The 20,334-nt window shown below is 63.9% G+C and carries 18 protein-coding genes and 1 pseudogene; 8 read left to right on the top strand and 11 right to left on the bottom strand.

The genetic code is table 11. The features are described from left to right. Window positions 1-94: 94 nt before the first annotated feature. The 8 genes and pseudogenes from DL544_RS19345 to DL544_RS19305 all read right to left on the bottom strand — a co-directional run bounded on the left by DL544_RS19345 (window position 95) and on the right by DL544_RS19305 (window position 5,101). The gene (locus tag DL544_RS19345) at window positions 95-694 is read right to left on the bottom strand and encodes a S26 family signal peptidase (RefSeq protein WP_021162757.1); all 600 of its coding nucleotides are present in this window, start codon (window positions 692-694) and stop codon (window positions 95-97) included. Next, window positions 691-1,239 (bottom strand): DUF2840 domain-containing protein, encoded by a 549-nt coding sequence (locus DL544_RS19340; protein WP_021162758.1) that lies wholly within the window; start codon window positions 1,237-1,239, stop codon window positions 691-693. Before DL544_RS19340 ends, DL544_RS19345 begins: the two co-directional genes overlap by 4 nt. Further along, window positions 1,236-1,499: a hypothetical protein gene (locus DL544_RS19335; protein ID WP_023123968.1), complete on the bottom strand. Its 264-nt coding sequence runs from the start codon at window positions 1,497-1,499 to the stop codon at window positions 1,236-1,238. Before DL544_RS19335 ends, DL544_RS19340 begins: the two co-directional genes overlap by 4 nt. Further along, a complete protein-coding gene (parA, locus tag DL544_RS19330) occupies window positions 1,496-2,134 on the bottom strand; it encodes a ParA family partition ATPase (protein WP_023082450.1) in 639 nt (212 codons plus the stop codon). The genes DL544_RS19335 and parA overlap by 4 nt, the downstream gene beginning before the upstream one ends. Before the next feature lie 241 nt (window positions 2,135-2,375). Continuing rightward, window positions 2,376-3,242: a replication initiator protein A gene (locus tag DL544_RS19320; protein ID WP_021162761.1), complete on the bottom strand. Its 867-nt coding sequence runs from the start codon at window positions 3,240-3,242 to the stop codon at window positions 2,376-2,378. Window positions 3,243-3,256: 14 nt separating this feature from the next. After that, entirely contained in the window at window positions 3,257-3,493 is a 237-nt protein-coding gene (locus DL544_RS19315; protein WP_463672809.1) for a helix-turn-helix transcriptional regulator, read from the bottom strand. A 123-nt stretch (window positions 3,494-3,616) separates the two neighbouring features. Next, a complete protein-coding gene (locus tag DL544_RS19310; RefSeq protein ID WP_021162763.1) occupies window positions 3,617-4,414 on the bottom strand; it encodes a DUF2285 domain-containing protein in 798 nt (265 codons plus the stop codon). A gap of 337 nt (window positions 4,415-4,751) precedes the next feature. Next, a pseudogene (locus tag DL544_RS19305) lies at window positions 4,752-5,101 on the bottom strand (DUF2958 domain-containing protein). A 279-nt stretch (window positions 5,102-5,380) separates the two neighbouring features. Between DL544_RS19305 and DL544_RS19300 the strand changes: the two are divergent. Beyond that, window positions 5,381-5,713: a helix-turn-helix domain-containing protein gene (locus DL544_RS19300; protein ID WP_023123966.1), complete on the top strand. Its 333-nt coding sequence runs from the start codon at window positions 5,381-5,383 to the stop codon at window positions 5,711-5,713. Between the two features lie 70 nt (window positions 5,714-5,783). On the opposite strand, the gene DL544_RS19295 is transcribed toward DL544_RS19300, so the two are convergent. After that, on the bottom strand, window positions 5,784-6,098 hold the full coding sequence (locus DL544_RS19295) for a DUF736 domain-containing protein (protein WP_021162766.1): 315 nt from the start codon (window positions 6,096-6,098) through the stop codon (window positions 5,784-5,786). A gap of 862 nt (window positions 6,099-6,960) precedes the next feature. Here DL544_RS19295 and DL544_RS19280 point away from each other — a divergent pair. After that, window positions 6,961-7,983 (top strand): DUF4917 family protein, encoded by a 1,023-nt coding sequence (locus DL544_RS19280; protein WP_023123965.1) that lies wholly within the window; start codon window positions 6,961-6,963, stop codon window positions 7,981-7,983. Window positions 7,984-8,059: 76 nt separating this feature from the next. On the opposite strand, the gene DL544_RS19275 is transcribed toward DL544_RS19280, so the two are convergent. Both DL544_RS19275 and DL544_RS19270 read right to left on the bottom strand, forming a co-directional pair. Further along, window positions 8,060-10,093, bottom strand: a complete 2,034-nt coding sequence (locus DL544_RS19275; protein ID WP_139727848.1) for a ParB/RepB/Spo0J family partition protein — start codon at window positions 10,091-10,093, stop codon at window positions 8,060-8,062. Between the two features lie 79 nt (window positions 10,094-10,172). Continuing rightward, on the bottom strand, window positions 10,173-11,000 hold the full coding sequence (locus DL544_RS19270) for a DUF932 domain-containing protein (RefSeq protein WP_023123964.1): 828 nt from the start codon (window positions 10,998-11,000) through the stop codon (window positions 10,173-10,175). Between the two features lie 282 nt (window positions 11,001-11,282). On the opposite strand from DL544_RS19270, the gene DL544_RS22625 reads away from it, so the two are divergent. The 6 genes from DL544_RS22625 (at window position 11,283) to DL544_RS19245 (ending at window position 20,324) form a co-directional block, all read left to right on the top strand. Further along, window positions 11,283-11,813 carry a DUF6988 family protein gene (locus DL544_RS22625; RefSeq protein ID WP_425524976.1) on the top strand — a complete coding sequence of 177 codons (531 nt, stop codon included), beginning with the start codon at window positions 11,283-11,285 and terminating at the stop codon, window positions 11,811-11,813. Window positions 11,814-12,079: 266 nt separating this feature from the next. Then, window positions 12,080-13,204, top strand: a complete 1,125-nt coding sequence (locus tag DL544_RS19265; protein ID WP_023980278.1) for an AAA family ATPase — start codon at window positions 12,080-12,082, stop codon at window positions 13,202-13,204. Continuing rightward, window positions 13,201-15,426 carry a S8 family peptidase gene (locus tag DL544_RS19260; protein ID WP_023082437.1) on the top strand — a complete coding sequence of 742 codons (2,226 nt, stop codon included), beginning with the start codon at window positions 13,201-13,203 and terminating at the stop codon, window positions 15,424-15,426. The genes DL544_RS19265 and DL544_RS19260 overlap by 4 nt, the downstream gene beginning before the upstream one ends. Before the next feature lie 54 nt (window positions 15,427-15,480). Continuing rightward, window positions 15,481-16,260 (top strand): RNA polymerase sigma factor, encoded by a 780-nt coding sequence (locus tag DL544_RS19255; protein ID WP_019184003.1) that lies wholly within the window; start codon window positions 15,481-15,483, stop codon window positions 16,258-16,260. Continuing rightward, a complete protein-coding gene (locus DL544_RS19250; protein ID WP_023082436.1) occupies window positions 16,257-16,850 on the top strand; it encodes a hypothetical protein in 594 nt (197 codons plus the stop codon). Before DL544_RS19255 ends, DL544_RS19250 begins: the two co-directional genes overlap by 4 nt. A gap of 3 nt (window positions 16,851-16,853) precedes the next feature. Beyond that, window positions 16,854-20,324 carry a UvrD-helicase domain-containing protein gene (locus tag DL544_RS19245; RefSeq protein WP_139727846.1) on the top strand — a complete coding sequence of 1,157 codons (3,471 nt, stop codon included), beginning with the start codon at window positions 16,854-16,856 and terminating at the stop codon, window positions 20,322-20,324. The last annotated feature ends 10 nt before the right edge of the window (window positions 20,325-20,334 follow it).

Genomic DNA, 20,334 nt, shown 5'->3' with positions numbered 1-20,334 from the left:
GCGCTGCACGCGCGACGACACGGCAGCAGCCACTGGAACGACATGCTCGATGGCACGATGAGAGGCACGGCAACGTGCAGCGAATCGGCGGCCATCATGGGCGTGTCTCCAGCCAGACCGGGTGCGCGATGCCGATCACGGCGGATGCGCTGACCGGGCCGAAATAGCGGCTGTCAAACGACGCCGGATTGGTCACGCTCAACAGGAACAGCTCGCCCGGTTCGAGGCGGCGGCAAAGCTGCAAGGATGGCAGCGGCCGGCCCAGCCGGTCGGCAGGCAGCGCGGCGGCCGCAGGCACGCCGTCGATGCGTACCTGCCCGGCGACGATGCAAACGTGTTGCGGCGCGACTGCGCCCACACGTTTGAGCAGCGGAACGCGGGTCGGCAGGTAGCCGCGCTGCGCAGCCAGCATGGCGGCCCTGTCGGGCAGCGGCACCAGCACAATGCTGTCCACGGACAACGGACGTGGCAGCGAGGCGGTGCGCAGGTCGAGCGGCTCGATGCGATACCAGCCGACCGCCACGCTGTCGGACGGGTTGTAGGTCAGACGCGGCAGCGGCGACACGAAAGCCGCCCAGGCCAGCGCAGCGAAGCCGACGGCGGCGAAGCCCGCCAGCACGATGCGAGCGCGCAGGCGCGAGCGAGGATGCGGCGCGACTTCGTGCGTGCATGTGGTGTTGGATTGGGTCGTCATGGCAGCGCCCTTCCGGCCAGCCAAGCGGCGTGCCGCTCGGCGGTGTATTCGGGCAGCGCTAGGCGGGCCGCCAGACGGTTGCCCAGCGTGCGCCAGTACGCGGGCGACACGTCGATGGCGGCGATGTCTTGCCCTTCGATGCCGTCGATGCGTTCCAGCACGACACGCACCGCGTTTTCGCCTTCGGCGTGCAGCAGCAGGCGTGCGCCCGGCTGCACGCCGGGGATGCACTGCATGTCGTCCAGCGGCGTGGCGGCTTGCATCACCATGAGCTGCCAACGGATCGTGCCGTAGTCGTTTGCTTCCCAGCGCACGCGGCAGAACATTGCACGCGGCAGGAACACCGCGCAGCGCCGCCAGCGGTCGAGCCGCAGCATGCGCGCCGGTTCGCCGAAACGCAGGTAGAGCTTGAATCGCGGTTCAATGTAGGCGAGCGATACGCGAGTCAGCGGCACGCTGCCGGCCTGGCCGGCGAGCGTCGAAAGCGAAGGCGGCAGCGCAGCAGCCGTCGCCGCCTGAGCGGCAGGCAAGGCGGATGCGTTCATGGCAGGTTCTCCGTGCGGTTGTCGGGGAACTCTCGTTCCAGTAGTCCGCGCAGCAGTTCGGCCACGGTCACGCCCTGGCCGAAAGCGGCGATCTTGATGCGCGCGCGCAGCGCGGGCGTCACGTCGAGGGTCAAGCGTGCGGTGTAGAGGTCGCCCTTATTGAGCGCATCGGCATCGCCCTGGCGAATCCACGCCTCGGCGTGCGGATTCGCGGGCGGACGTGCGCCGATGCCGACGCGCTTGCTGCGCAGGCTGCTCATGTCGGCCACCGCAGCAGTTCATCGGCGAGCGCGGCGATCTCGCGTGCGGCGGCGCTGTCGGGCGCTGTCTCGCGGGCGAGCCGGCCAGCGGCCACGCTATCGGCGAAGACGATGCGCTGGCGCACTTCGCTGCGCAGCGCCGGCAGCGGCTGTTCGGCCAGCGATTGCCGCGCTTCCCTGCCGATGATGGTGGTGCTGACGCGCCGATTGATGACGAAGGCCGCGCGCAGCGCAGGCCGGAACACCTGTGCCTCACGGATCAGCGCCACCATCTCGGCGCTGGCCCACAGGTCATACGGGCTGGGCTGCACAGGAATCAGCACGCGCTCGGCCGCCAGCAGCGCCGAGCGCGCCAGGGCGGCGATGCGCGGCGGGCCGTCGATGATGACGTGATCGGCGCGGCGCGCCAGCTCGGGCGCTTCCTGATGCAGTGTCTCGCGGGCGAGGCCCACGGCGCTGAACAGCCGTGGCAAGCCCTGCTGGCTTCTGCGCTGCGTCCAGTCCAGCGATGAACCCTGCGGGTCGGCGTCCAGCAGGATGACGTGCAGACCACGCAGCGCCAGCTCGCCGGCGATGTGGGTGGCGAGCGTGGTCTTGCCGACGCCGCCTTTCTGGTTGAGAAACGCGAAGATCATGGCGCGGCCCTCGCTGCTGGAAAGCCGGCCTGGCCGTGCCGTTTCGCGGTTGTCCACCGAAACGGCGCGCTTCTACTAAAAGTTAGAGATTTATAGTTAGGTAAGTTAGAGGGGACGCAAACCCGCGCCGTTACTGGCTTTGCGGCGTTTTCGTACTCCTGATAGCACGAGGGTCGTACTCCCGATAGCACGATACCCGGTACTCCTGATAGCACGAGGCCGTTCACACCTTTTCCCGCAGTTATCCCCGTGCCGTGAACGGCACGGGCCGGAAGGTCAGCAGTTCCAGCCTTTCGCCCGGCATCGGCTCGATGCCCAGGACGTAGCCGGGCAGCGACTGCCGCGCCACCAGCATGCGCAGGTCGTAGGCGAAGTCCGAGAAGCGGGCCGCGCTGCCCGACTTGCGGTAGAGGTGCCGGAAGTCGAATTGCCAGCCGTGCTCCTGCCGTCCGCCGTGCTTGCGCACCAGGCGGTACAGCCAGCGTTCGATGCCGCCCTTCAAGCGGAAATAGGCAGGGTCGATGGTCAGCACCAGGGCGGCATCTAGCACGCCGGCATAGAACCAGTCCGGCAGGATCAGCTCGATGCCCAGCGGCGTGCCGCTGGCGTCGGCCAGCTCGCGCCATTCGTTCACCCACGAAAAGCGGTGCAAGCGCCGCCCAGTGGTTTCGCGGATGGAAGTCGCCACGCTGGTCGATTGCAGCCGGTCGAGCGCGGCTTTCAGACGCTGGTAGTCGTTGAGGGACGTGCCGCGCCCGATGAAGCGCAGGATTTCGTAGGGCGTGGCGTGTATCCAGCGCGACGGGCGAATGCCTGCGTCGCGCGCCTCCACGATCTGCGAGGCCGCCCAAATCAAAACGTCGGCATCCCAGATCGTTGCGATGCCGTGCTCCTGCGTTCCCTCCACGCGGATGGTGATGCCACCCGCCCGGAAGTCGATCGGCTCGGTGCGCCGCGACTTGGCGAGCGAGAAGAACGGAAAGGCCATCAAGTCCTGGCTGTCGCGCGGCGCCATGTCGCCCGGCAACGCGCGGAACAGGTCGAGCTGTTCCCGCTGCTGCGATCGCTGCCCCGGCGGCAGCGATGGGCTGGACATGACGATGGCCACCGGCGAGCCGACGATCAGCGGCCATCACGGTAGTCGCCCGCGTGACGCTCGGCATATTCCGGGTCGGATGTGGCCTCGTAGCTGCGCTGGTCGGCCCAGGCATTGAGGTCGGACACCGCGTACATGACGCGGCGGCCGAACTTGCGGAACTTCGGGCCGCCGCCGATCACGCGCTGTTTCTCCAGCGTGCGCGGCGACAGCCGCAGGTATTCGGCGGCTTCGTCGTTGGTCAGGTAGCGTTGGGGCTGCACGGGCGCAGCGACAGCAGCGGCGGCAGGCCGCAAGGGAGCGGGTCGCACGGGATGTACCTCCATCAAGCCCGGCCACACCACGCGGCCGGATAGAGGCACTTTCAAGAAAGCAAGGCTTCTTGCTCAGGGACGTTTTGCAGGGGATGCAGCGCGTCCCTGTGCAACGGGCGGAAGCTGTGCAAGGCGGCGATAGCCTCCGCGCATCAGCGCATCGCCCCGGCGTACCAGCCGGCGAACGCGGGCGCGCAAGGCGCTGTCGGCGTACCAGTCGTCGGCAACGGCATCGACGCCGAATAGCCCTTCGGCCACGTCGCGCAGGGATGCGCCAGCGAGGGAGCCGTCGAGCGCCTGGAGCGTGTTCAACTCCAGCAGCGCAGCGGGGGCCGGCCGCGACCGTGCTGTTCCCGCTGGCGCTGCATCGCCAGCGGCGGCCAGCTTGTCCAGTTCGGTCGCCAGCGCCTGATAGCGTCCGCAGGATGCGGCGCAGGCGCGAATGGCATAGGCGTAAGCCATGCCGTCGACCAAGCCGGGAGCGATCACCAGCCGCAGGCAGCAGCCCGGCCAGCGTGTCAGCAGCACCAGGCGCTTACCGTCGTGGATCAGGTGCTTCTGGCCGGGGAGGCGCCAGAATGCGAAGGCCACCGCGTCGGGCGGCGGGTCGGCGTCCGGGTAGAGCTGCACCACCGCATCGTGATCGGGGAACCAGGCCGGATGCGCGTCGCGCGCATCCAGGGCGGGATCTTCCAGCAGGCGCAATCCCCAGCGCGCGGCGGCCTCTGGCCGGCGCCGCCGGCGCAGCCAGTCGCGGCGGTAGTCGGGGTGGCGGCGCAGGTATTCCCAGGCCAGCGCGGGGCCGTCGAGGTGCAGCGTGTAGAGATACGCGGCGGTCGGATACCAGTGTTCGGCGCTCGGGTCAGCCATGACGCAGCCTCCTGTCGTTCAGCAGGAACGTCGCCACGGATTCCGCCGTGCGGGAGCTATCGGGCCGCCATCAAGTCGTCATCGAAATCGGGATAGGCTGTAACTGCTGGTGTCAAGACTGATTCGCTCCAGGGCATTGCGGAAATCGTCTGAATGCGACGACTGCGCCGCCACGAAAATGGCGCGCAGCATGGAGCACCGTGCAGCAGCCCGCGCCAAAGATCATGACTGTTTGCAACAGAAGCGCACCGCTTCGGTGCAAGAGTTCGGATTCAGACCGCGCAGGTCTTGGGTAAGACTGAAATAGTCAGAATGCGCCGTCGTTGGCTGGGACTGCTCAGTCGGTGATCGAGCCGTTTTCCTCGGCCAGCCGCAGGTACTCCGACAGCAGCCGCACGGGCTGGAAGTAGCGATCGCGCATCACAGGTTGCTGGCGCGGCCCGACGATGGACGCCAGATCGGACAGCTTCACATGGCCCAGGCCGGGCATGCCTATTCCCAGGTCGATCAGCCCCAGGCCGTATCGCCATCGGCCGGGTCGAGCGCGGCCAGCAGCCAGGTGGTGTGTGCGTCAGGCGTGAACAGTCGCACCACCGGCATCGGGTCGATGCCCCGATCAGCGGCGAGTGCCGCGCCGACGGCGAGCAGTTGCGCCCGCTGTTCAGCGGTGACGAGCGGCTGGGTCATGGCCCGAATCCCCACGCATCCGAGGATGCACGGATACGATTTTCCACCGAAGCGCGGAACCCCCGAAGCGGATGCGTGCTTTGGCGGGAAAGCATGAAGGCGCAAGCCATCGAATCCGTACATGCACGGAAACGCAGAAGCGGAATTACGTAGGCCAGGAAAGACACGGATGCGGTTCCCCGATTCTGTCGGAATCCGCCCATGCGGATTTCCGTAAAAGCACGAAAGCGGTTCGGCCAACAGGAATGAACACTTTAGATTGTAGCCCTATTGGGTGCAATGGTCTGTCATCTTGGTTTTTACGGGGAAACCAAGTTGGTGACAGCGAAACACTCATTGGCGACGGCAATACGGACGATCAGGAAAGCGCGTGGCTTGAGCCAGGAAGCGTTCTCCGACGTGTCCAGCCGCACCTACATGAGTTCGCTGGAACGCGACTTGAAAAGCCCGACCATGCACAAGCTGACCGAGCTGTGCGAGGTCATGGACGTGCATCCGTTGACGTTGCTGACGCTGGCCTATGCTGGCGACAGCACGCGCAAGGCCGATCAGCTTCTGGTGCAGGTGCGCCAGGAGCTTGAGGCGGTGTTGAAGGAACGCGACACGCCATAGGCGCGTGCGTGACGTGCTGCGCCAGCAGCACGGCGCCCCGCCGCAATGGGCGGGGCGCGGTGGGCGGCCGTCAGGCCGCCTTGGGCTTGCTGCGCGACCAGATCAGGTCGTGCGTGCCGTCTTCGTTCTCGATCAGGCGGGCATAGACCGTCGCCGGGAACGAAGGGTCGTCGAGGGATACGGACACGTAGGGCCGCCCGGCTTCGCTGGTCTTCTCCCACGCCGCGCCGATGTCGTGGCCGGCCGCCTGAAGGCGGAAGTCGGGGGCGTTCTCGGTGTCGCCCTTGTCGTTGGGAATCAGCTTGATCTTGACGTTCAGGGTCAGGGTGCGGAGCTGGCCGGTGAAGCCGTCTTTCTCTGCGGTGAAGGTGCCGATGTTAGCCATGATGTTTCTCCTTTCGGGTTGAACGAGGTCGCGCCAGTGCGTCCTTGTTGTGATCCGGCCGGCGGGGGATGGGCTGGCCGCACCGCGCAGCGGTCGCAACACCGTGGAGAGCCTGGAAGCGAAAAGAATTTGTCCCGAGAGGAATGCGCGTAGCGCAGGGGAAATTGTTTTCGCTGGAAGGTTGCGGCCATGAAGCCCAAGGCGCAGCCGTTCCCTCGCCAGGATTCACGACAAGCCAAGGACGCACAGGCCGCCCGCTCCCGAATGGAGATGTGGCCGACTCGGCATCCCCGCGTGACGGCTTCACCGGCTTGCACCCTGGCACTGGCAAGGCCAACACCCCAACGACAAGCGAGAACGCTCCTTGCCGCAGATTACGGCGACGGGCTTGAGGCGTGGCGTGGATGCTCCATAGCGAGGCCGGGTGGCGTGTCGGTAAACCGTCCTTCGTGACGTACAGGCGCGAACCGCCAGCGTCGAGGACGGCACGCTTTGGCTCAACCTGCCGCAGCAAGCCGGGGCGTAGCCCCACAAGCCCCGCCCAGTACGGCGGGGCGCTAACCTGGCTAAACCGGCAGTGCCAGTTCGGCAGTATTCGTGAGGTGCCAAGCTACGCGTGGCGGGGCTGGGCCATGCGCCGCCCCCCCCCCCCCCGGAAGAAAGCGTCGGCTCGAAGGCGTGAGGGATTGAAGCCGAATAGCCGTGACGGCAAAAGTAGCACGGGGCGCAGCCCGAAGATCCGGCGGCACATCGTGCCGACACGTCCATACAGCCTTAACACCCAGGTAGAGTGACAACGGAGAATGACTCGTCACAGCTATTATTCGACAACGAGTCATCAAAGGAACAGGGAGAACCATATATGCCATATCCCGTTGTGCCGTGGGAGCACGTTGCACCCAATTACCATCGAGGTACGATTCTGCTGGGCAATGGGGCTAGCATTGCTGTTTCACCGAGTTTTGGCTATGGCTCGTTGCTGGATCATGCCCAGCGAGCAGGCTTACTCGGAGCTGACGTACAGCAACTCTTTGGCTTTTTCCGAACCTCCGATTTCGAGTTGATCCTTCGACTGGTCTGGCAAGCGTCAAACGTCAATAGGTCACTACAGATACCAGACAATCGCACGCATCAAGCCTACCTGAATGTCAGAGAGTGTTTGATTCAAGCCGTTCGCGACGTGCATCCTGCATATGATCTAGTGAGTGGTCATTTGCCAAGCATGTACCAGTTCCTCAGAGGGTTCGATACGGTAATTTCCTTGAACTATGACTTGCTGGTCTATTGGACGATGACCTATGGACTCGACATTCAGGACGGACATCTATTCAAGGATTGCTTCCTGGGGAATGGCATGTTCGACGATGCTTGGCAGAGATTTCGAGCCCCCTATAGGGAACGGACTAACACCTTGGTGTTTTATCCGCATGGAAGTCTGGCTCTGTGCCGAACTGCAGTGGAGCAGGAGTTCAAGATTCACAACGCTGGGGAAGGTTTGCTGGAGGCCATCCTTGCGGAGTGGCGCAGTGAGCGCGTTGTGCCGCTGTTTGTCAGCGAAGGGACGATGCTGCAGAAAGTTTCCTCTATTCAGAACAGTTATTACCTTTCTACGGTGTACCGGGAGGTACTTACGTCACAGCGGTTCACATTGACGTTATTCGGCTGGGGACTCGGGGAGCACGATCGGCATTTATTGCGACGGATGCGCGGAACCGGCATCCAACGGGTGGCAGTCTCCGTTTTTGGTGGCAATCAGGTCTATTGCAACCATGCCTACCAAGTCATTCAGGATGATTTAGGGCCTGTCCATGTGGACTTCTTTGATAGTGAAAGCCCTGGATGCTGGATTCATGCGGTTCCGCCGGCGTTACCAGGACCTGGCTAACCCTACGTCGGCTTTCAGCGTTATCCGATGGCATCGTTGAAACCCCGGCGCGGTGCGCCGGGGTTATGCTGCTATGTCAGGCGGCGAGCGCGTGGGCTTCCACTACGTCGGCAGTATCTTCCACGTCCTCCGCGCCGTCCTGCGGCTCCGTGTCGTGTCCGCTCTTGAACACGGCGGGCATCCAGCCCATACCATCGGCCAGCCGTTCCGCTTCGCTGGCAATGTAGGCCTTCTTCAACTTTGCCAACCGTGTGACGTGTTCCGCTGCGAACTCGCCCACGGCTTCCAGAATCGCGGCCTTCGGCACATGCTGGAAATACCCGTCTGCGGTGGGCTGCCACCATGCGGCCATGTCTAGCCCCACGGCCTGCGCCAGTTCCGCGCCCGGCTGTTGCGCCGTGGCGCGAGGCGTCACCACGTCCACGGTCGCCGCCACGCATACCGCCAGCAGCCGCACCAGTTCGCCTTGCTCCATCGCCAGCAGCGCGGCGAACAGTTCGGCGCTGTCCTGCGGCAGCGCTTCGCCCGCGACCTGCTGCAACTCGCGCAGGGCTACGGCGGCGGGCGATTCGGGCCAGTCGGGGGCCATGCCTTCCAGCCGGTCTTGCACTTTCAGGCTCACGCCCAGCGGCAAGTCGTGGCCGTAGTGGTTGTCCTGCAAGACGCTCTGCACCATGCCATGCACCAGCGCGGCCAGCGCGACTTGCGGATGTCGGGCGACTTCGATTTGCAGCGCGGCGGTGCGGTGCGCGCTCAACCGCTGCGCCAGCCGGTCGGACAGGCTCGCGGCCTTGGGCTGCTCGGCGTCCTCGCCTTCGTCGTCGTTCCCGGCTTCGCCTTCCGCGCTGCCGAAACCCTGCCGCAAGCGTTCCAGCGTGCGCAGCGCGTTGGCTTCGGCTTCGCGCAACAGCCCGCGATGAATCACAGCTTCGCCGCCGCGGTCGAGGGTGACGATGGCACCGGCCACGGCGCGCACGTCCGGGGCGTAGCCCCGCAAGGCTTCCTCCACGGCTTGCAGTTCCCCGGCGACCTGTTCGCGGCGCGGTTCCAGCGCCTCGGTCTTGTCCTCGTCCTCGGCGTCGTAGGCTTCTTCCAGTTCGGCGTCGATCTTGTCGAGGCGGGTTTGCAGCGATGCGATGCGGCGGGCTTCGCGGGCGCTCGGTTCGCGGCGCTGGCGCGGCGCGTTCTGGAACGCCTGCCGCTCGGCGTAGCTCATGTGCGGCACGGCTTCCACCCATGCCCAACCCTCGGCGCGCACGTTCCCGGCCAGCGCATCCAGCTTGCTGCGCACCAGCGTTTCCAGCAGCGCGGCGTCGGTCAGGTAGGTTCCGGCATCGCCTTCCGCGAACAGGTCGCGGCGGATGCCGCCGCCCGCCGCCGTGTAGGCGTCCAGCCCAACGAAGCGCACTAGCGGATGCGTGGCGTCGATTTCGCGCTCGGTCAGGCGTTCGCGCAACGCGGACGCGCCACGCTGCCATTCGGGCGCACCGTAGAACGCGGCTTCCTGCGCGGCGTGGTCGTCGGTGATGGTCAGGGCCATCAACTGTTCCAGCGTGACGGCTCCGCCCCGGTAGTCGGCCAGCAGGCGCGGCGAGACGTTGGCGAGTTTGAGACGGCGCTGCACCACAAGCGGGGTCACGCCGAAGTCGGCGGCAATGTCTTCGATGGGGCGGCCTTCCTTGACCAGCGCGGCGAACGCCTCGAACTGGTCGGCGGGGTGCATCTGCTCGCGCAGCAGGTTTTCCGCGAGGCTGACGGTACGGGCCGAAGCGTCGGGCACCAGCAGGCAAGGCACTTCAAAGTCGGCGGCGATGCGCTTCTTCTTCGCCAGCAGCTTCAACGCGGTCAGGCGGCGGTCGCCCGCCACCACTTCGTATTGCTCGCCATCGGCGGACAGGATGACGACGAGGTTTTGCAGCAGACCGATGCGGGCGATGCTCGCGGCCAGTTCGGGAATGGACAGGCGCGGGGTCTTGCGTGCGTTGCGCTTGGAGCGGCGCGGCAGCAACTGCGAGAGCGGAACCAAAATCAGGTTCTTGGTCGGGTCGGCCACTTCCAACGGCGCGGCGGTTTCGATGGCTCGGGTTTCGATTTGGGTAACGGCGTTCATGGTGATAACTCCTTGCGGTTAGGGATGCAGCAGCGAGAGAAGCGGCAAGGGCTGCTGCCTGCCCCTGCCGCGTGGGGATTCAGGCTTTCAACTGGCGCATGCCATCGGCTAGCAGCCAAAGCGCACGGTTGAGGCGGATGTTCTGGTCGATGCCCTGCACCGGGCGGGTTTGCTGGCGGCGTCCGTTGGCGCTGCGCCCGCGCAGTCCGCCTTGGGTCAGGTTCTCTTGCGTGCGGTTGAACACGCTCCACAAGTCCGGGCGGCGATCATCAAAGCGGCGCGGCATCAAGATTTGTGATTCCGTGATGGGCGCGGGCTTGTCGGGGTCGTCGTACTTGAGGGCCAGCGCGGCGCGGGCGAACACTTCGGATTCGCCATCGTTCAAGGTGATGGCGCGCATGGCATCGCGGGATTCCTGCACGTGGTCGAAGCCGCGCAAGACTTCGTAAGCGCCTTCGATGACGGAACCGGCCACGTCGCCTTTGTGCGGCACGCGCACATCGGCCACTGTGTCGCCGCAGACAAGGCCATTGCTGCAAACGAACCGGAACATTCCGGCCAGCATCTGATAGCTGCTCGTGCCGTCATGCGAGTTCAACAGCACGATTTCATTGGCTTCCGCGCCGTTGATCTGGCTGGCGTGGCGCAGGCGCAGCATGTGCTTGGTGAAGTCGCGGCGGTCCTCGTTGCGCACGCGGGTCTGCGCCACCATGAAGGGCTGGAACCCTTCCTTGCGCAGTTCCGCCAGTACGGCGGCGGTTGGGATATAGGCGTACCGCTCGGAACGGCTTTCGTGCGGGGCGTCCGCGAAGATGGACGGAGCTACGCGGCGGATTTGGTCATCGGACAGCGGGTAGTCGCTGCGCAGCGACGGGGAGCGGGAAGCGAATCGGGATGCGAGTTGCATGGCATTTCTCCTGACGAAAAAGGTTTGCTGTTCAAACCGCACACCGGATTCCTAGATTCGGAGCCCAGCCTTTCGGCTGTTCGGTGCGGTCGGCACGAGGAACCCGGTTGGCCTCGTTGCCACCGTCTTTCCTGAGTTCATCGCCCGCGGCCAAAGGAGCGCGCGGACGGGGGCCGTCAAGGAAACGAGCGCAGGGTTGGTGCGGCCCGCAGGCGCAGCCGAGGACACGGCCCTGCGCGCCTTGACGGCACACGGGAGCGGGCTACGGTCGCGGGTAAGGTGATGAAGTCAGGGGAGACGGCTGGACAAGGCAACGGCCATCCCTGTATGCCGACCGCACGCAAGCGAAGCGCGCAGGCCCGAAGCTGGAAGCCGGGCCGAAGGCGTCAGCCGAGCGGAGCGAGGGAACGATGGACGCCAGATAGGGGCGAGACTCGCGCAGCGAGGCTCGATGCGCTACGCGCACGACAGCGCGACCGGCCATTGCTCAGATGGCCGGGGACGCCCGAACGCAAAGTGGCCTTTACGATGACGCTATGCCCGAGACAGAACACGCCGATTCCAACGATCCCCTGGAACACATGTTCCAGCGCTCGGAGGCCTTGCACGAACGGTTCAACGAACTGCTCGACGGCGCCGATTTCGACGGCTCCCCATGCATCTGGCCTGGAGGTGCTGCGTAACTCGAACGGCCTGAGGACCATGATCGCCATGATGATGGCCATCCTCAGCGGCGATGAAGCCATCACCATTCCGATGGGCAAGGCCCAGCCGGCGTTCGCCGACTGCCCGCCGGACTTGCTCAAGCCCTGATGGCCGGTCATACGACACCCCGCCCGACCAGGCGCGCATAGGCGCTCAGGCGCTTCTGGGCGTGGAATCGCAGATCACGCTAGACGGCAAACCTGCCAGTCGACGACGGCGCTGTGACCGCCACTGCCGCAGCCTCTCTTACCACTTGACCTCGCTTTATGAGATAATTACTTTAGTCCATTGAAGAATTTTTATTTTTCAATATAAATCAATTAGTTATCGAGGTTGCGGGCGAAATGAGAGAAGAGCAGTCAGATTTAGCCCAGATGGTCCGCCTGGCTTTGGCCGAGCAGAGTGAGGATGTGCGCCTGTTCACGGCGCGGCTAGTCCGCAAGTACCGAGGGACGGCGCCCGACTTGGCCGAGCAGCTCGAACTGTTCCTGAAGTCGAAGCCAGTACGCAGTGTCTCTCCCATGCGCAAGCTGTCGCCTCAGCCGCCAACGGCCCACGCCTTGCCGGTTGACGACGAATCCCGTCTCTCTCTCCTGAAGGTGTTCAAGGACGAACCGACGACAGATGCGCCGCTGCTGTCCGGCGATGTCGAGGATTCACTGGGGCAACTCATCGCCGAGCGCCGGCAGAGCGATCGACTTCAGGCCATGGGGCTGACGCCGACCCGCTCGGCCATCTTTGTGGGGCCGCCCGGGGTCGGCAAGACACTCACGGCCCGCTGGCTGGCCGCGCAATTGAAGGTGCCGCTGTACGTGCTCGACCTGACAGCCGTGATGAGCAGCCTGCTAGGCAAGAGCGGCACCAATCTGCGGGCGGCCATCGATTTCGCCAAACGCGAGCCTTGCGTGCTGCTGCTGGACGAAATCGACGCTATCGCCAAGCGACGCAGCGATGACAGCGACGTAGGCGAACTCAAGCGCCTGGTCACGGTGATCCTGCAAGAAGTCGACGAATGGCCTGCCAGCAGTGTATTGCTGGCGGCCACCAACCACCCGGAACTGATCGATCCGGCGCTGTGGCGACGCTTCGACCTGGTAGTCCAGTTCAAGACGCCCGATGAACAGGCAGTCAAGGAAGCCATCAAGCGATTCCTGGGGCCGGACTACGCCCTTTTTGCCCGTTGGATCGACATCCTGGTGTTTGCATTCGCCGGCCATTCGTTCAGCGACATCGAGCGCGACGTGCAGCGCTTCCGGCGTGCCGTGGCGCTGGGCACGACCACCGACGCTGATCTGGTCGAAGACTTCATGAAGGCGCGTGCGTTGGCGCTCGATAGGCAGGGCCGCATCGATCTGGCAGTGATGCTGGCCAAGCAGACCCGCCTGTCCCAGCACACTGTTTCCGACATCACCGGGGTGAGCCGGGACACGATCCGAAAGTACACCAATGAGACGTCTGCGGTACGAAAGGCCGCACAACGGAGAAAGGCTGACGCATGAGCCAAACCAATTTCCTGATCGGTCGTGGCGAGCTGCTGACCCATGACATCGTCGGTCCGAAGCGCATGCCAGGCAAGGCCGAGGTCTACACGTTCGCGCAGGCGAGGGAGCGAATGGTTCCTCAGTTCCGCAGTGCAAGCAAGGCGCTGGACGAGCTATCTGCTGACGCTTGCCCGGGCGACTTCGCGGTAGCCCGGCTGATGATGAATCCCAGCTTCATTGCGCGCTCGTATTTTCCGACAGGACTGCTGCGTAGTACGGGACTGGAGTCCATCGGGAGCCGTACCGTCAAGGTCAAGCCGCAGGCCTGGACCCGCAAGGGGCAGCCGCATGAAACCACAACGACCGAACTGTTTGTCGCCGGCAAGCGCCAGGCTTTCCGCAACCTCTCCCGATGGACGCAAACCATTGAGGCGGAATCCGACGAGGGCGAAGATCTTGCCCACATCGAACAGTTTGCCGCCTTTGCGCCAGCAGAGCGAATCGTGGGCCTCGGCGGCCCGAAGGATCGCTTTTTCGAAGTAGGCCTACATCTGCTACCGGATGAAGACCCGGGCCTAATCCAGAAGGCTTTCGTGAAGTTCGCGCAGCAGGAAGGCGTGAAGGTCCACAGTGAAGTCGATTTCATCGCCGGCAATCTGTGGTTCGTGCCGGTCGAGGGCAAGCCGCGCGACATTGAGCGGTTGGCCAGCTTCGCCTTCGTGCGGGTGATCCGTCCCGTGCCAAAGCTGCGTGGTATCCGTCCCTTGCAACGCAGTGGTGGGCCCTCAGTGGGATGCAGCCTCCCCACCGAACAGGCCCTTTCATCCGAACCTCGTGTCGCCATCCTGGACGGTGGCCTGCCTAAGCACCATCCGATCGGCCCCTGGCTGCGCTCGTACCGCAAGCTCGACGAAGACGCCGACGATGATCCGGACGGCCCGGAGCATGGCTTGGGCGTGACCTCGGCCGTGCTGTTCGGTCCGATCCAGCCCAACGGTACGGCCGGCAGGCCGTTCGCCCCGGTGGACCATCTGCGCGTGCTGGACCAGGAGGCGGGCGGCGAAGATCCATTGGAGTTGTATCGCACACTCGGTCTCATCGAGCAGGTTCTGCTGTCGAGGTCCTACGAGTTCATCAACCTGAGCCTGGGCCCAGATCTCGAAGTGGAGGACCGGGAAGTTCACGCTTGGACGTCCGTTATCGACGAGTTGCTCAGCGACGGCGACACGCTCATGACGGTGGCCGTTGGCAATAACGGAGACCGGGACCGCGAGCTCGGCTACAACCGCGTACAGGTTCCATCGGATTGCGTGAATGCGCTCGCGGTCGGCGCGGCCGACGACACCGATGCTGGCTGGGCACGCGCGCCCTACAGCGCGATCGGGCCGGGCCGCAGCCCCGGGGTTATCAAGCCAGACCTGATGGCGTTCGGTGGCAACCCAGCAGCCAAATACTTTCATGTGTTGGCGCCGAACGTGAAGCCGGTGCTGACGCCGCAGTTGGGTACCAGCTTCGCGGCTCCGTACCTGCTGCGTAGCGCGGTCGGCGTACGCGCGATCCTGGGCGGAGATCTGACGCCACTCGCCATCAAGGCCCTTCTGGTTCACGCGGCCGATCCTGGCGAGCATGATCCGGTCGAAGTGGGTTGGGGCAAGATTCCTGAGGACACCCTCGACATTATCACCTGCCCGGATGGTGTGGCCCGCGTGGTCTACCAGGGCGAGCTCAAGCCCAGTAAGTACTTGCGTGCCAGCCTGCCGCTGCCCAAGGAAGGACTGCTCGGCAATGTGCGTCTGAAGGCGACGTTCTGCTATGCCTCACCCACCGATCCGCAGGATGCCGCGGCCTACACCAAGGCCGGCCTCGAAGTCGTCTTCCGGCCCAACGACGAGAAGATCAAGGATGGCAAGAGCAACGCGGATACCAAGGGCTTCTTCGACTTGAAGAAGTTCGCCACCGAGCAGGAGCGGCGTTCGGATCAGGGCAAATGGGAAACTGTGCTGCACGGAGCCAAGACCTTCCGCGGCTCCAGCCTCAAGAACCCCGTTTTCGACATTCACTACAACGCCCGCGACGGCGGCGGCCGGGCCACCACTGGTGCCGAGAAGATCCGCTATGCACTGATCCTCTCGGTCGAGGCCCCGAAGCATGCTGATCTCTACAACGACATCTTGCGTGCCTATGCCAAAACCCTCGTGCCGATCCAGCCGCAGGTGTCCTTGCCGATTCGTGTTCGGTGACGGTGGAAAAGAGAACGCATGTATAGAGCGGGCTGACGGGCAAGGAGAAGATCGATGCCGAAACCCTTGAGAAGCAAGGATAAAAACGGGGAGCCGTTCGCGCGACCCCCGGAGATCGACGCCTGTTTGCAGAGGCTGGAGTCGATCGATGCCGCGACACGCCTGCAGGCCTTCACCGTCGCGTCGAGGAAGAGCGACGGCTATGTGCCGTCGGAAGCACTGACATATTTCCTGCGGCGCGCCCATGCGACAGGCGCAAAGGACGAGTTCAAGCAGCTTTTCGGACTGCTCATGAAGCGCGTCGGGCAGTCTCTGTTTGCATCGATCCCGGACTCTCGTATGGCCGGGGCACAAGACATCAGAGAAGAGGTCATGAGCCGATTCGCTGAGCGAATTGCCAAGGACTGCAGCGGCCGCTTCGCTATGCTGGATTTCTTTGAAGTGCGGTTCGACCTAGCATTCGCCCGGTTCCGCAAGACCGTGCTGAGGCAGATTGGTCCGGCCTCGGTCCTTACAGTGCCGCTGTCCACGGATGACGATGAGGGTCAGGACATTTCACCGGAGGTCGAGGCAGCAGCGGCCGACTTCCTCGGAGGCGACCCTCAAAAAATTGACGACCCGGCTTTCCGGTTGGAGTTGGACGCTGCGATTGACGCATTACCAGACGATCAGAGGCGGGTCGTTGGCTTGCTACGGCAAGGCTTCCAGATCGACTCGAAGGACCCGAACATCATGACTATCGCGAAGATGCTCCAGTGCGATGAGAGAACCGTGCGCAATCGCCGCGACCGTGCCTACAAGACCCTCAGGTCTGTTCTGCAGGAGGACGCATGAGTACGTCAAAGCCTTTCGCTGCAGACGAGGAATCTGTGCTGATGGCGTTCTCCATGGAGCCCAACCATGGCCGGGAAACGCTTGAACGCTACATTAGGGAGTACCCGCAGCATGCGACCGCGCTGATCGACTGTTCGATCGATCTGCTTTATGAGGCGCCAGAAGGCGATGTTCCGGCGACCGAAGTGCCGGACAGCGCGATTGATAAGGCCTGGCAGCGATTCGAGCGGGCTGTCCAGCAGCCCGATGCGGAGGTTGCGAATCCGTTCACCAAGCTCAATACGAGCAGCTTCAAGTCGCTCGCACGCAGCCTGGACGTCAGTAACCTCTTCCTCATGCGGGTGCGCGATCGGGCCATTCGTACTGCCACCATTCCTGCCCGATTCGTCGAGAAGCTTGCGTCAGAACTGGGTGTCACCGTTCAATCTGTGAACGCATACCTGCAGGGGCCACCGGGCATGGTTTCCGGACACGCTTTTCGGTCAAATGTGAAGCCGAGTGTGGGCGAGCAGATCACGTTCGACCAAGCTGTCGCGACTTCACAACTCACGCCGGAGCAGCAGGCGACGCTAAAGGCACTGTCGGACTGAACGATGGACGCCACCGAGGCCGCTCGACTGGAAGCAGAACGCCTGCACCGTGCGAACGTCGCGGCCGGCGGAGATCCGACCCGGCCTTTAGTGTTTGCGCTTCAGGAAGCCTCAAATCGCGGCTTGGATGTGTACGCGCTGCGAGAAGGAGACCCACAGCTTAAGGGAGGCAAAGCCACGTTCGACTGTCAGGCTGGAGGCATCCTCTACGAGGATCGTGGATCAGACTTCGAGCGCGCGTTTTTGATTGCACACGAACTCGGCCATGTCGTGCTGGAAGGTGGCACGCTCGATGTGGTGACGGTGGATGTCGAGCCCGACCGATCGCTGGAAGACGCACCGGTGGGCGTCGATCGTGTCCTTGACTACGGGGCGCGTGAGCGACGTGAAGTGAAGATGGACCTCTTCGCGCGCGAGTTCCTGCTGCCGCGTCCTGTGTTGCGCGAGTTGCATGTCAACGAAGGACTGACATCCGACGCGATCGCGATGCGCTTCGGCGCGCCGCTCGCTGTGGTGCAGCAACAGTTGCTTGATGCACTGCTGCTGCCAGCGGCCGAAGAGCCGAACCCCGTAGGCGCCGGCGCCGTGGCAGCTCCGCTCACCCCAGACCCCACGCAGGCTCAGGCGGCAGCACATCGTGGCTTGGCGTTTCAGCTGCAGGCAGGGCCGGGTACGGGCAAGACGCGGACGCTTGTTCGTCGCATCGAAGGGTTGCTTGCGGACGGCGTCGATCCCACCACGATCCTGGTACTCACCTTCTCCAACAAGGCGGCCAATGAACTGTGCGAGAGGATTGCCGCGAGCAATCCTGTCGCGGCGGCGGCGATGTGGATCGGCACATTCCACGCATTCGGGCTGGACATCGTTCGCCGCTTTCACGACCGACTGGCGCTGCCGCCGGACCCACGATTGATCGACCGGACGGAGGCCATTGAACTCCTGGAGGACGAGTTTCCGCGGCTCGACCTGAAGCACTATCGCAACCTCTGGGACCCGGCCCTGGATTTAAGCGACATGCTGAGCGCGATCTCGCGCGCCAAGGATGAGGTTGTCGATGCAGCAGGCTATCGCGCCCTCTCGCAGTCGATGGCGGATCGAGCAGGGACCGACCAGGACGCGAAGGTTCGTGCGCAGAAGTGCCTGGAGGTCGCCACGCTCTTCGAGGCGTACGAACGGCTGCTGACCGCGCGCCAGCTGCTGGACTTCGGTGACCTGGTCGCGCTGCCGGTTCGTCTTGTCGAGGGCAGCGCCGAGGTAAGGGATGCCCTGCGTGCTCGCCATGAGCATGTACTGGTAGATGAATACCAAGATGTCAACCGCGCCTCGGTCCGGCTCCTGAAGGCCATCGTCAGCGACGGCCGCAACCTGTGGGTTGTCGGCGATGCACGCCAATCCATCTACCGCTTCCGCGGCGCCTCTGCGACGAACATCGCGCGCTTTGCGATCGACTTCCCCGGCGCGCAGGCCGCACAGCTGGGCGTCAACTATCGCTCCGACGAACGGATCGTCGATGTGTTCACCGAGTTCGCGCGCGGCATGCAAGCATCCGCCGGTGCGTTGCCGCTGAACCTGCTGGCCGACCGCGGCTCCACAGGAGAACGGGTTGAGCTTCGCGTTGCCGGGTCGGCTGACGATGAAATCTCCGCGCTTGCCGCGTCGATCACGGCCCTGCACGAGCAGGGCATTGCCTATGGTGGCCAGGCGGTGCTGTGCGCGTCCAATGCGCGCCTGAACGCCATTGCAGAAGGTCTTGAGGCCCGGGGCATTCCCGCGCTGCACTTGGGCAGCTTGTTCGAGAGGCCGGAAATCAAGGATCTGCTGGCCTTGCTCTCGCTGGCGACCGACCCGCGGGCGGCCGCGATGGTGCGCGTGGCAACCATGGCTCGGCACCAAATGCCCTTGAAGGATGTCATGCGGGTCATTGAGCCGCTGCGGACGACGAATCCAGCTTCGCTGGATTGGTTGGCAATACACGCCGGAGTGGATGGCCTGACAGACGGCAGTCGAGAAGCGCTATCTCGCCTGTCCGCGCTCTTTGCAGGTGTGAACGCATCGACTGACCCCTGGCTCTTACTTGCTGGATGGACGATCGATGGTCTCGGACTCGCGAAGACGCTTTATTTGGCTGGTGATCCGCAGAGTCGCATGCAAAGTCTGGCTGTCTGGCAGTTCTTGAACTTCTGTCGCCGGCAGCCAAGAGGCCAAGGCATGCCAGTGGTTCGCCTGCTTGATCGCGTCAGGCGGTTAGTTCTGCTCTCTGAGGATCGTGGATTGAGCCAGTTGCCCCGCAGTGCCGAGAACATCGAAGCAGTGCGCTTGATGACCATCCACGGAAGCAAGGGGCTGGAGTTCGATGTCGTTCATTTACCTGGCATGGTAACGTCCGGCCTACCGCGCAACAACGTGCCGCCGCGTTGTCTTCCTCCGGACGGTCTGATCCATGGTTCGGAGGGACTGACCGGCATCGAGGCGGTGAAGGCCGGCCACGACGAGGAAGAAGAGTGCTTGTTCTTCGTAGCGCTTTCGCGAGCGCGCGATAGGCTGCAGCTGTATGCCTACGCCAGGCAGGCAGATGGTCGTACGCGTAGCGCCTCCAAGTTTATCGCCCCGATCGACCGACTCCTTGTTCGTCCGGTACCGGTGCCGTTGCAAGCCGGCTCGACATCGACGGGCACCCCGCTCGCCATCACATGGCAAGGGCGTCCCCAATGGACCGACATCCAGGTCAACCTCTTCGAGCGGTGCCCGCGCCGCTTCTTGTACACGCACGTGCTGAGGCTTGGAGGTCGACGAACTGAAACCGCATTCATGAAGATGCACAACGTCGTGAGCGACGTGTTCGATTGGTTGAAACGGGAGCACGAGACGACAAGTCCCACGGTCGACGAGCTGGCTGCATGCTTCGAGGAGGCCTGGTGCTCCAAGGGTGCGACAGAGCATGGATATGCGGAGGACTACCGCCGCATCGGCAAGCGGCTCGTCGATTTCCTCATCGAGAGCCGGAATCGTGACGTGGCCGCGCCGGCGCCACCGATCTCGCTGGGTTGGGCCGAGGGCGAGATCCTCGTAACCCCGGATGGTGTAGCTCACGGAGCCGGTGGCCGGGTCACGGTGCGGCGCGTCATGACGGGCAAGCAGCGCTCGAACGCCTTCGATGATATTGAGTACACAATTCTCCAACTCGCCGCCGTCCAGGCTTATGGACCACATGCGCAGGTCGAGGTGACCTACCTTACCAGCGAAACCATCCAGCCGATGGAAATCACGTCGCGCAAGCTGGAATCCAGGCGCGAGAAGCTGCAGACCTTTCTTCAGGCAATGCAGGCCGGGCAGTTCCCCTCTAAGCCCGAGGCTCGTAGCTGTCCGCGCTGCCCGCACTTCTTCCTCTGCGGCGAGTTGCCCGGAGGGGGTGGGTACAAGAAAAACTTTGATCGACCTTTCCGGTCTGCCGCTGGGCTGCGATTGACCAAGTAAGGGGCTAGAA

This window comes from Stenotrophomonas sp. pho (genome assembly GCF_006228405.1).
GTDB lineage: Bacteria > Pseudomonadota > Gammaproteobacteria > Xanthomonadales > Xanthomonadaceae > Stenotrophomonas > Stenotrophomonas sepilia.
This window is presented reverse-complemented; position numbering and strand designations above follow the sequence as displayed.

Excerpts from the sequence above, each read along its gene's own strand:
- DL544_RS19345 (WP_021162757.1), bottom strand. The coding sequence starts at position 694 with ATGACGACCCAATCCAACACCACATGCACGCACGAAGTCGCGCCGCAT.
- DL544_RS19340 (WP_021162758.1), bottom strand. The coding sequence starts at position 1,239 with ATGAACGCATCCGCCTTGCCTGCCGCTCAGGCGGCGACGGCTGCTGCG.
- DL544_RS19335 (WP_023123968.1), bottom strand. The coding sequence starts at position 1,499 with ATGAGCAGCCTGCGCAGCAAGCGCGTCGGCATCGGCGCACGTCCGCCC.
- parA (WP_023082450.1), bottom strand. The coding sequence starts at position 2,134 with ATGATCTTCGCGTTTCTCAACCAGAAAGGCGGCGTCGGCAAGACCACG.
- DL544_RS19310 (WP_021162763.1), bottom strand. The coding sequence starts at position 4,414 with ATGGCTGACCCGAGCGCCGAACACTGGTATCCGACCGCCGCGTATCTC.
- DL544_RS19300 (WP_023123966.1), top strand. The coding sequence starts at position 5,381 with ATGGTCTGTCATCTTGGTTTTTACGGGGAAACCAAGTTGGTGACAGCG.
- DL544_RS19295 (WP_021162766.1), bottom strand. The coding sequence starts at position 6,098 with ATGGCTAACATCGGCACCTTCACCGCAGAGAAAGACGGCTTCACCGGC.
- DL544_RS19280 (WP_023123965.1), top strand. The coding sequence starts at position 6,961 with ATGCCATATCCCGTTGTGCCGTGGGAGCACGTTGCACCCAATTACCAT.
- DL544_RS19275 (WP_139727848.1), bottom strand. The coding sequence starts at position 10,093 with ATGAACGCCGTTACCCAAATCGAAACCCGAGCCATCGAAACCGCCGCG.
- DL544_RS19270 (WP_023123964.1), bottom strand. The coding sequence starts at position 11,000 with ATGCAACTCGCATCCCGATTCGCTTCCCGCTCCCCGTCGCTGCGCAGC.
- DL544_RS22625 (WP_425524976.1), top strand. The coding sequence starts at position 11,283 with ATGAAGTCAGGGGAGACGGCTGGACAAGGCAACGGCCATCCCTGTATG.
- DL544_RS19265 (WP_023980278.1), top strand. The coding sequence starts at position 12,080 with ATGGTCCGCCTGGCTTTGGCCGAGCAGAGTGAGGATGTGCGCCTGTTC.
- DL544_RS19260 (WP_023082437.1), top strand. The coding sequence starts at position 13,201 with ATGAGCCAAACCAATTTCCTGATCGGTCGTGGCGAGCTGCTGACCCAT.
- DL544_RS19255 (WP_019184003.1), top strand. The coding sequence starts at position 15,481 with ATGCCGAAACCCTTGAGAAGCAAGGATAAAAACGGGGAGCCGTTCGCG.
- DL544_RS19250 (WP_023082436.1), top strand. The coding sequence starts at position 16,257 with ATGAGTACGTCAAAGCCTTTCGCTGCAGACGAGGAATCTGTGCTGATG.
- DL544_RS19245 (WP_139727846.1), top strand. The coding sequence starts at position 16,854 with ATGGACGCCACCGAGGCCGCTCGACTGGAAGCAGAACGCCTGCACCGT.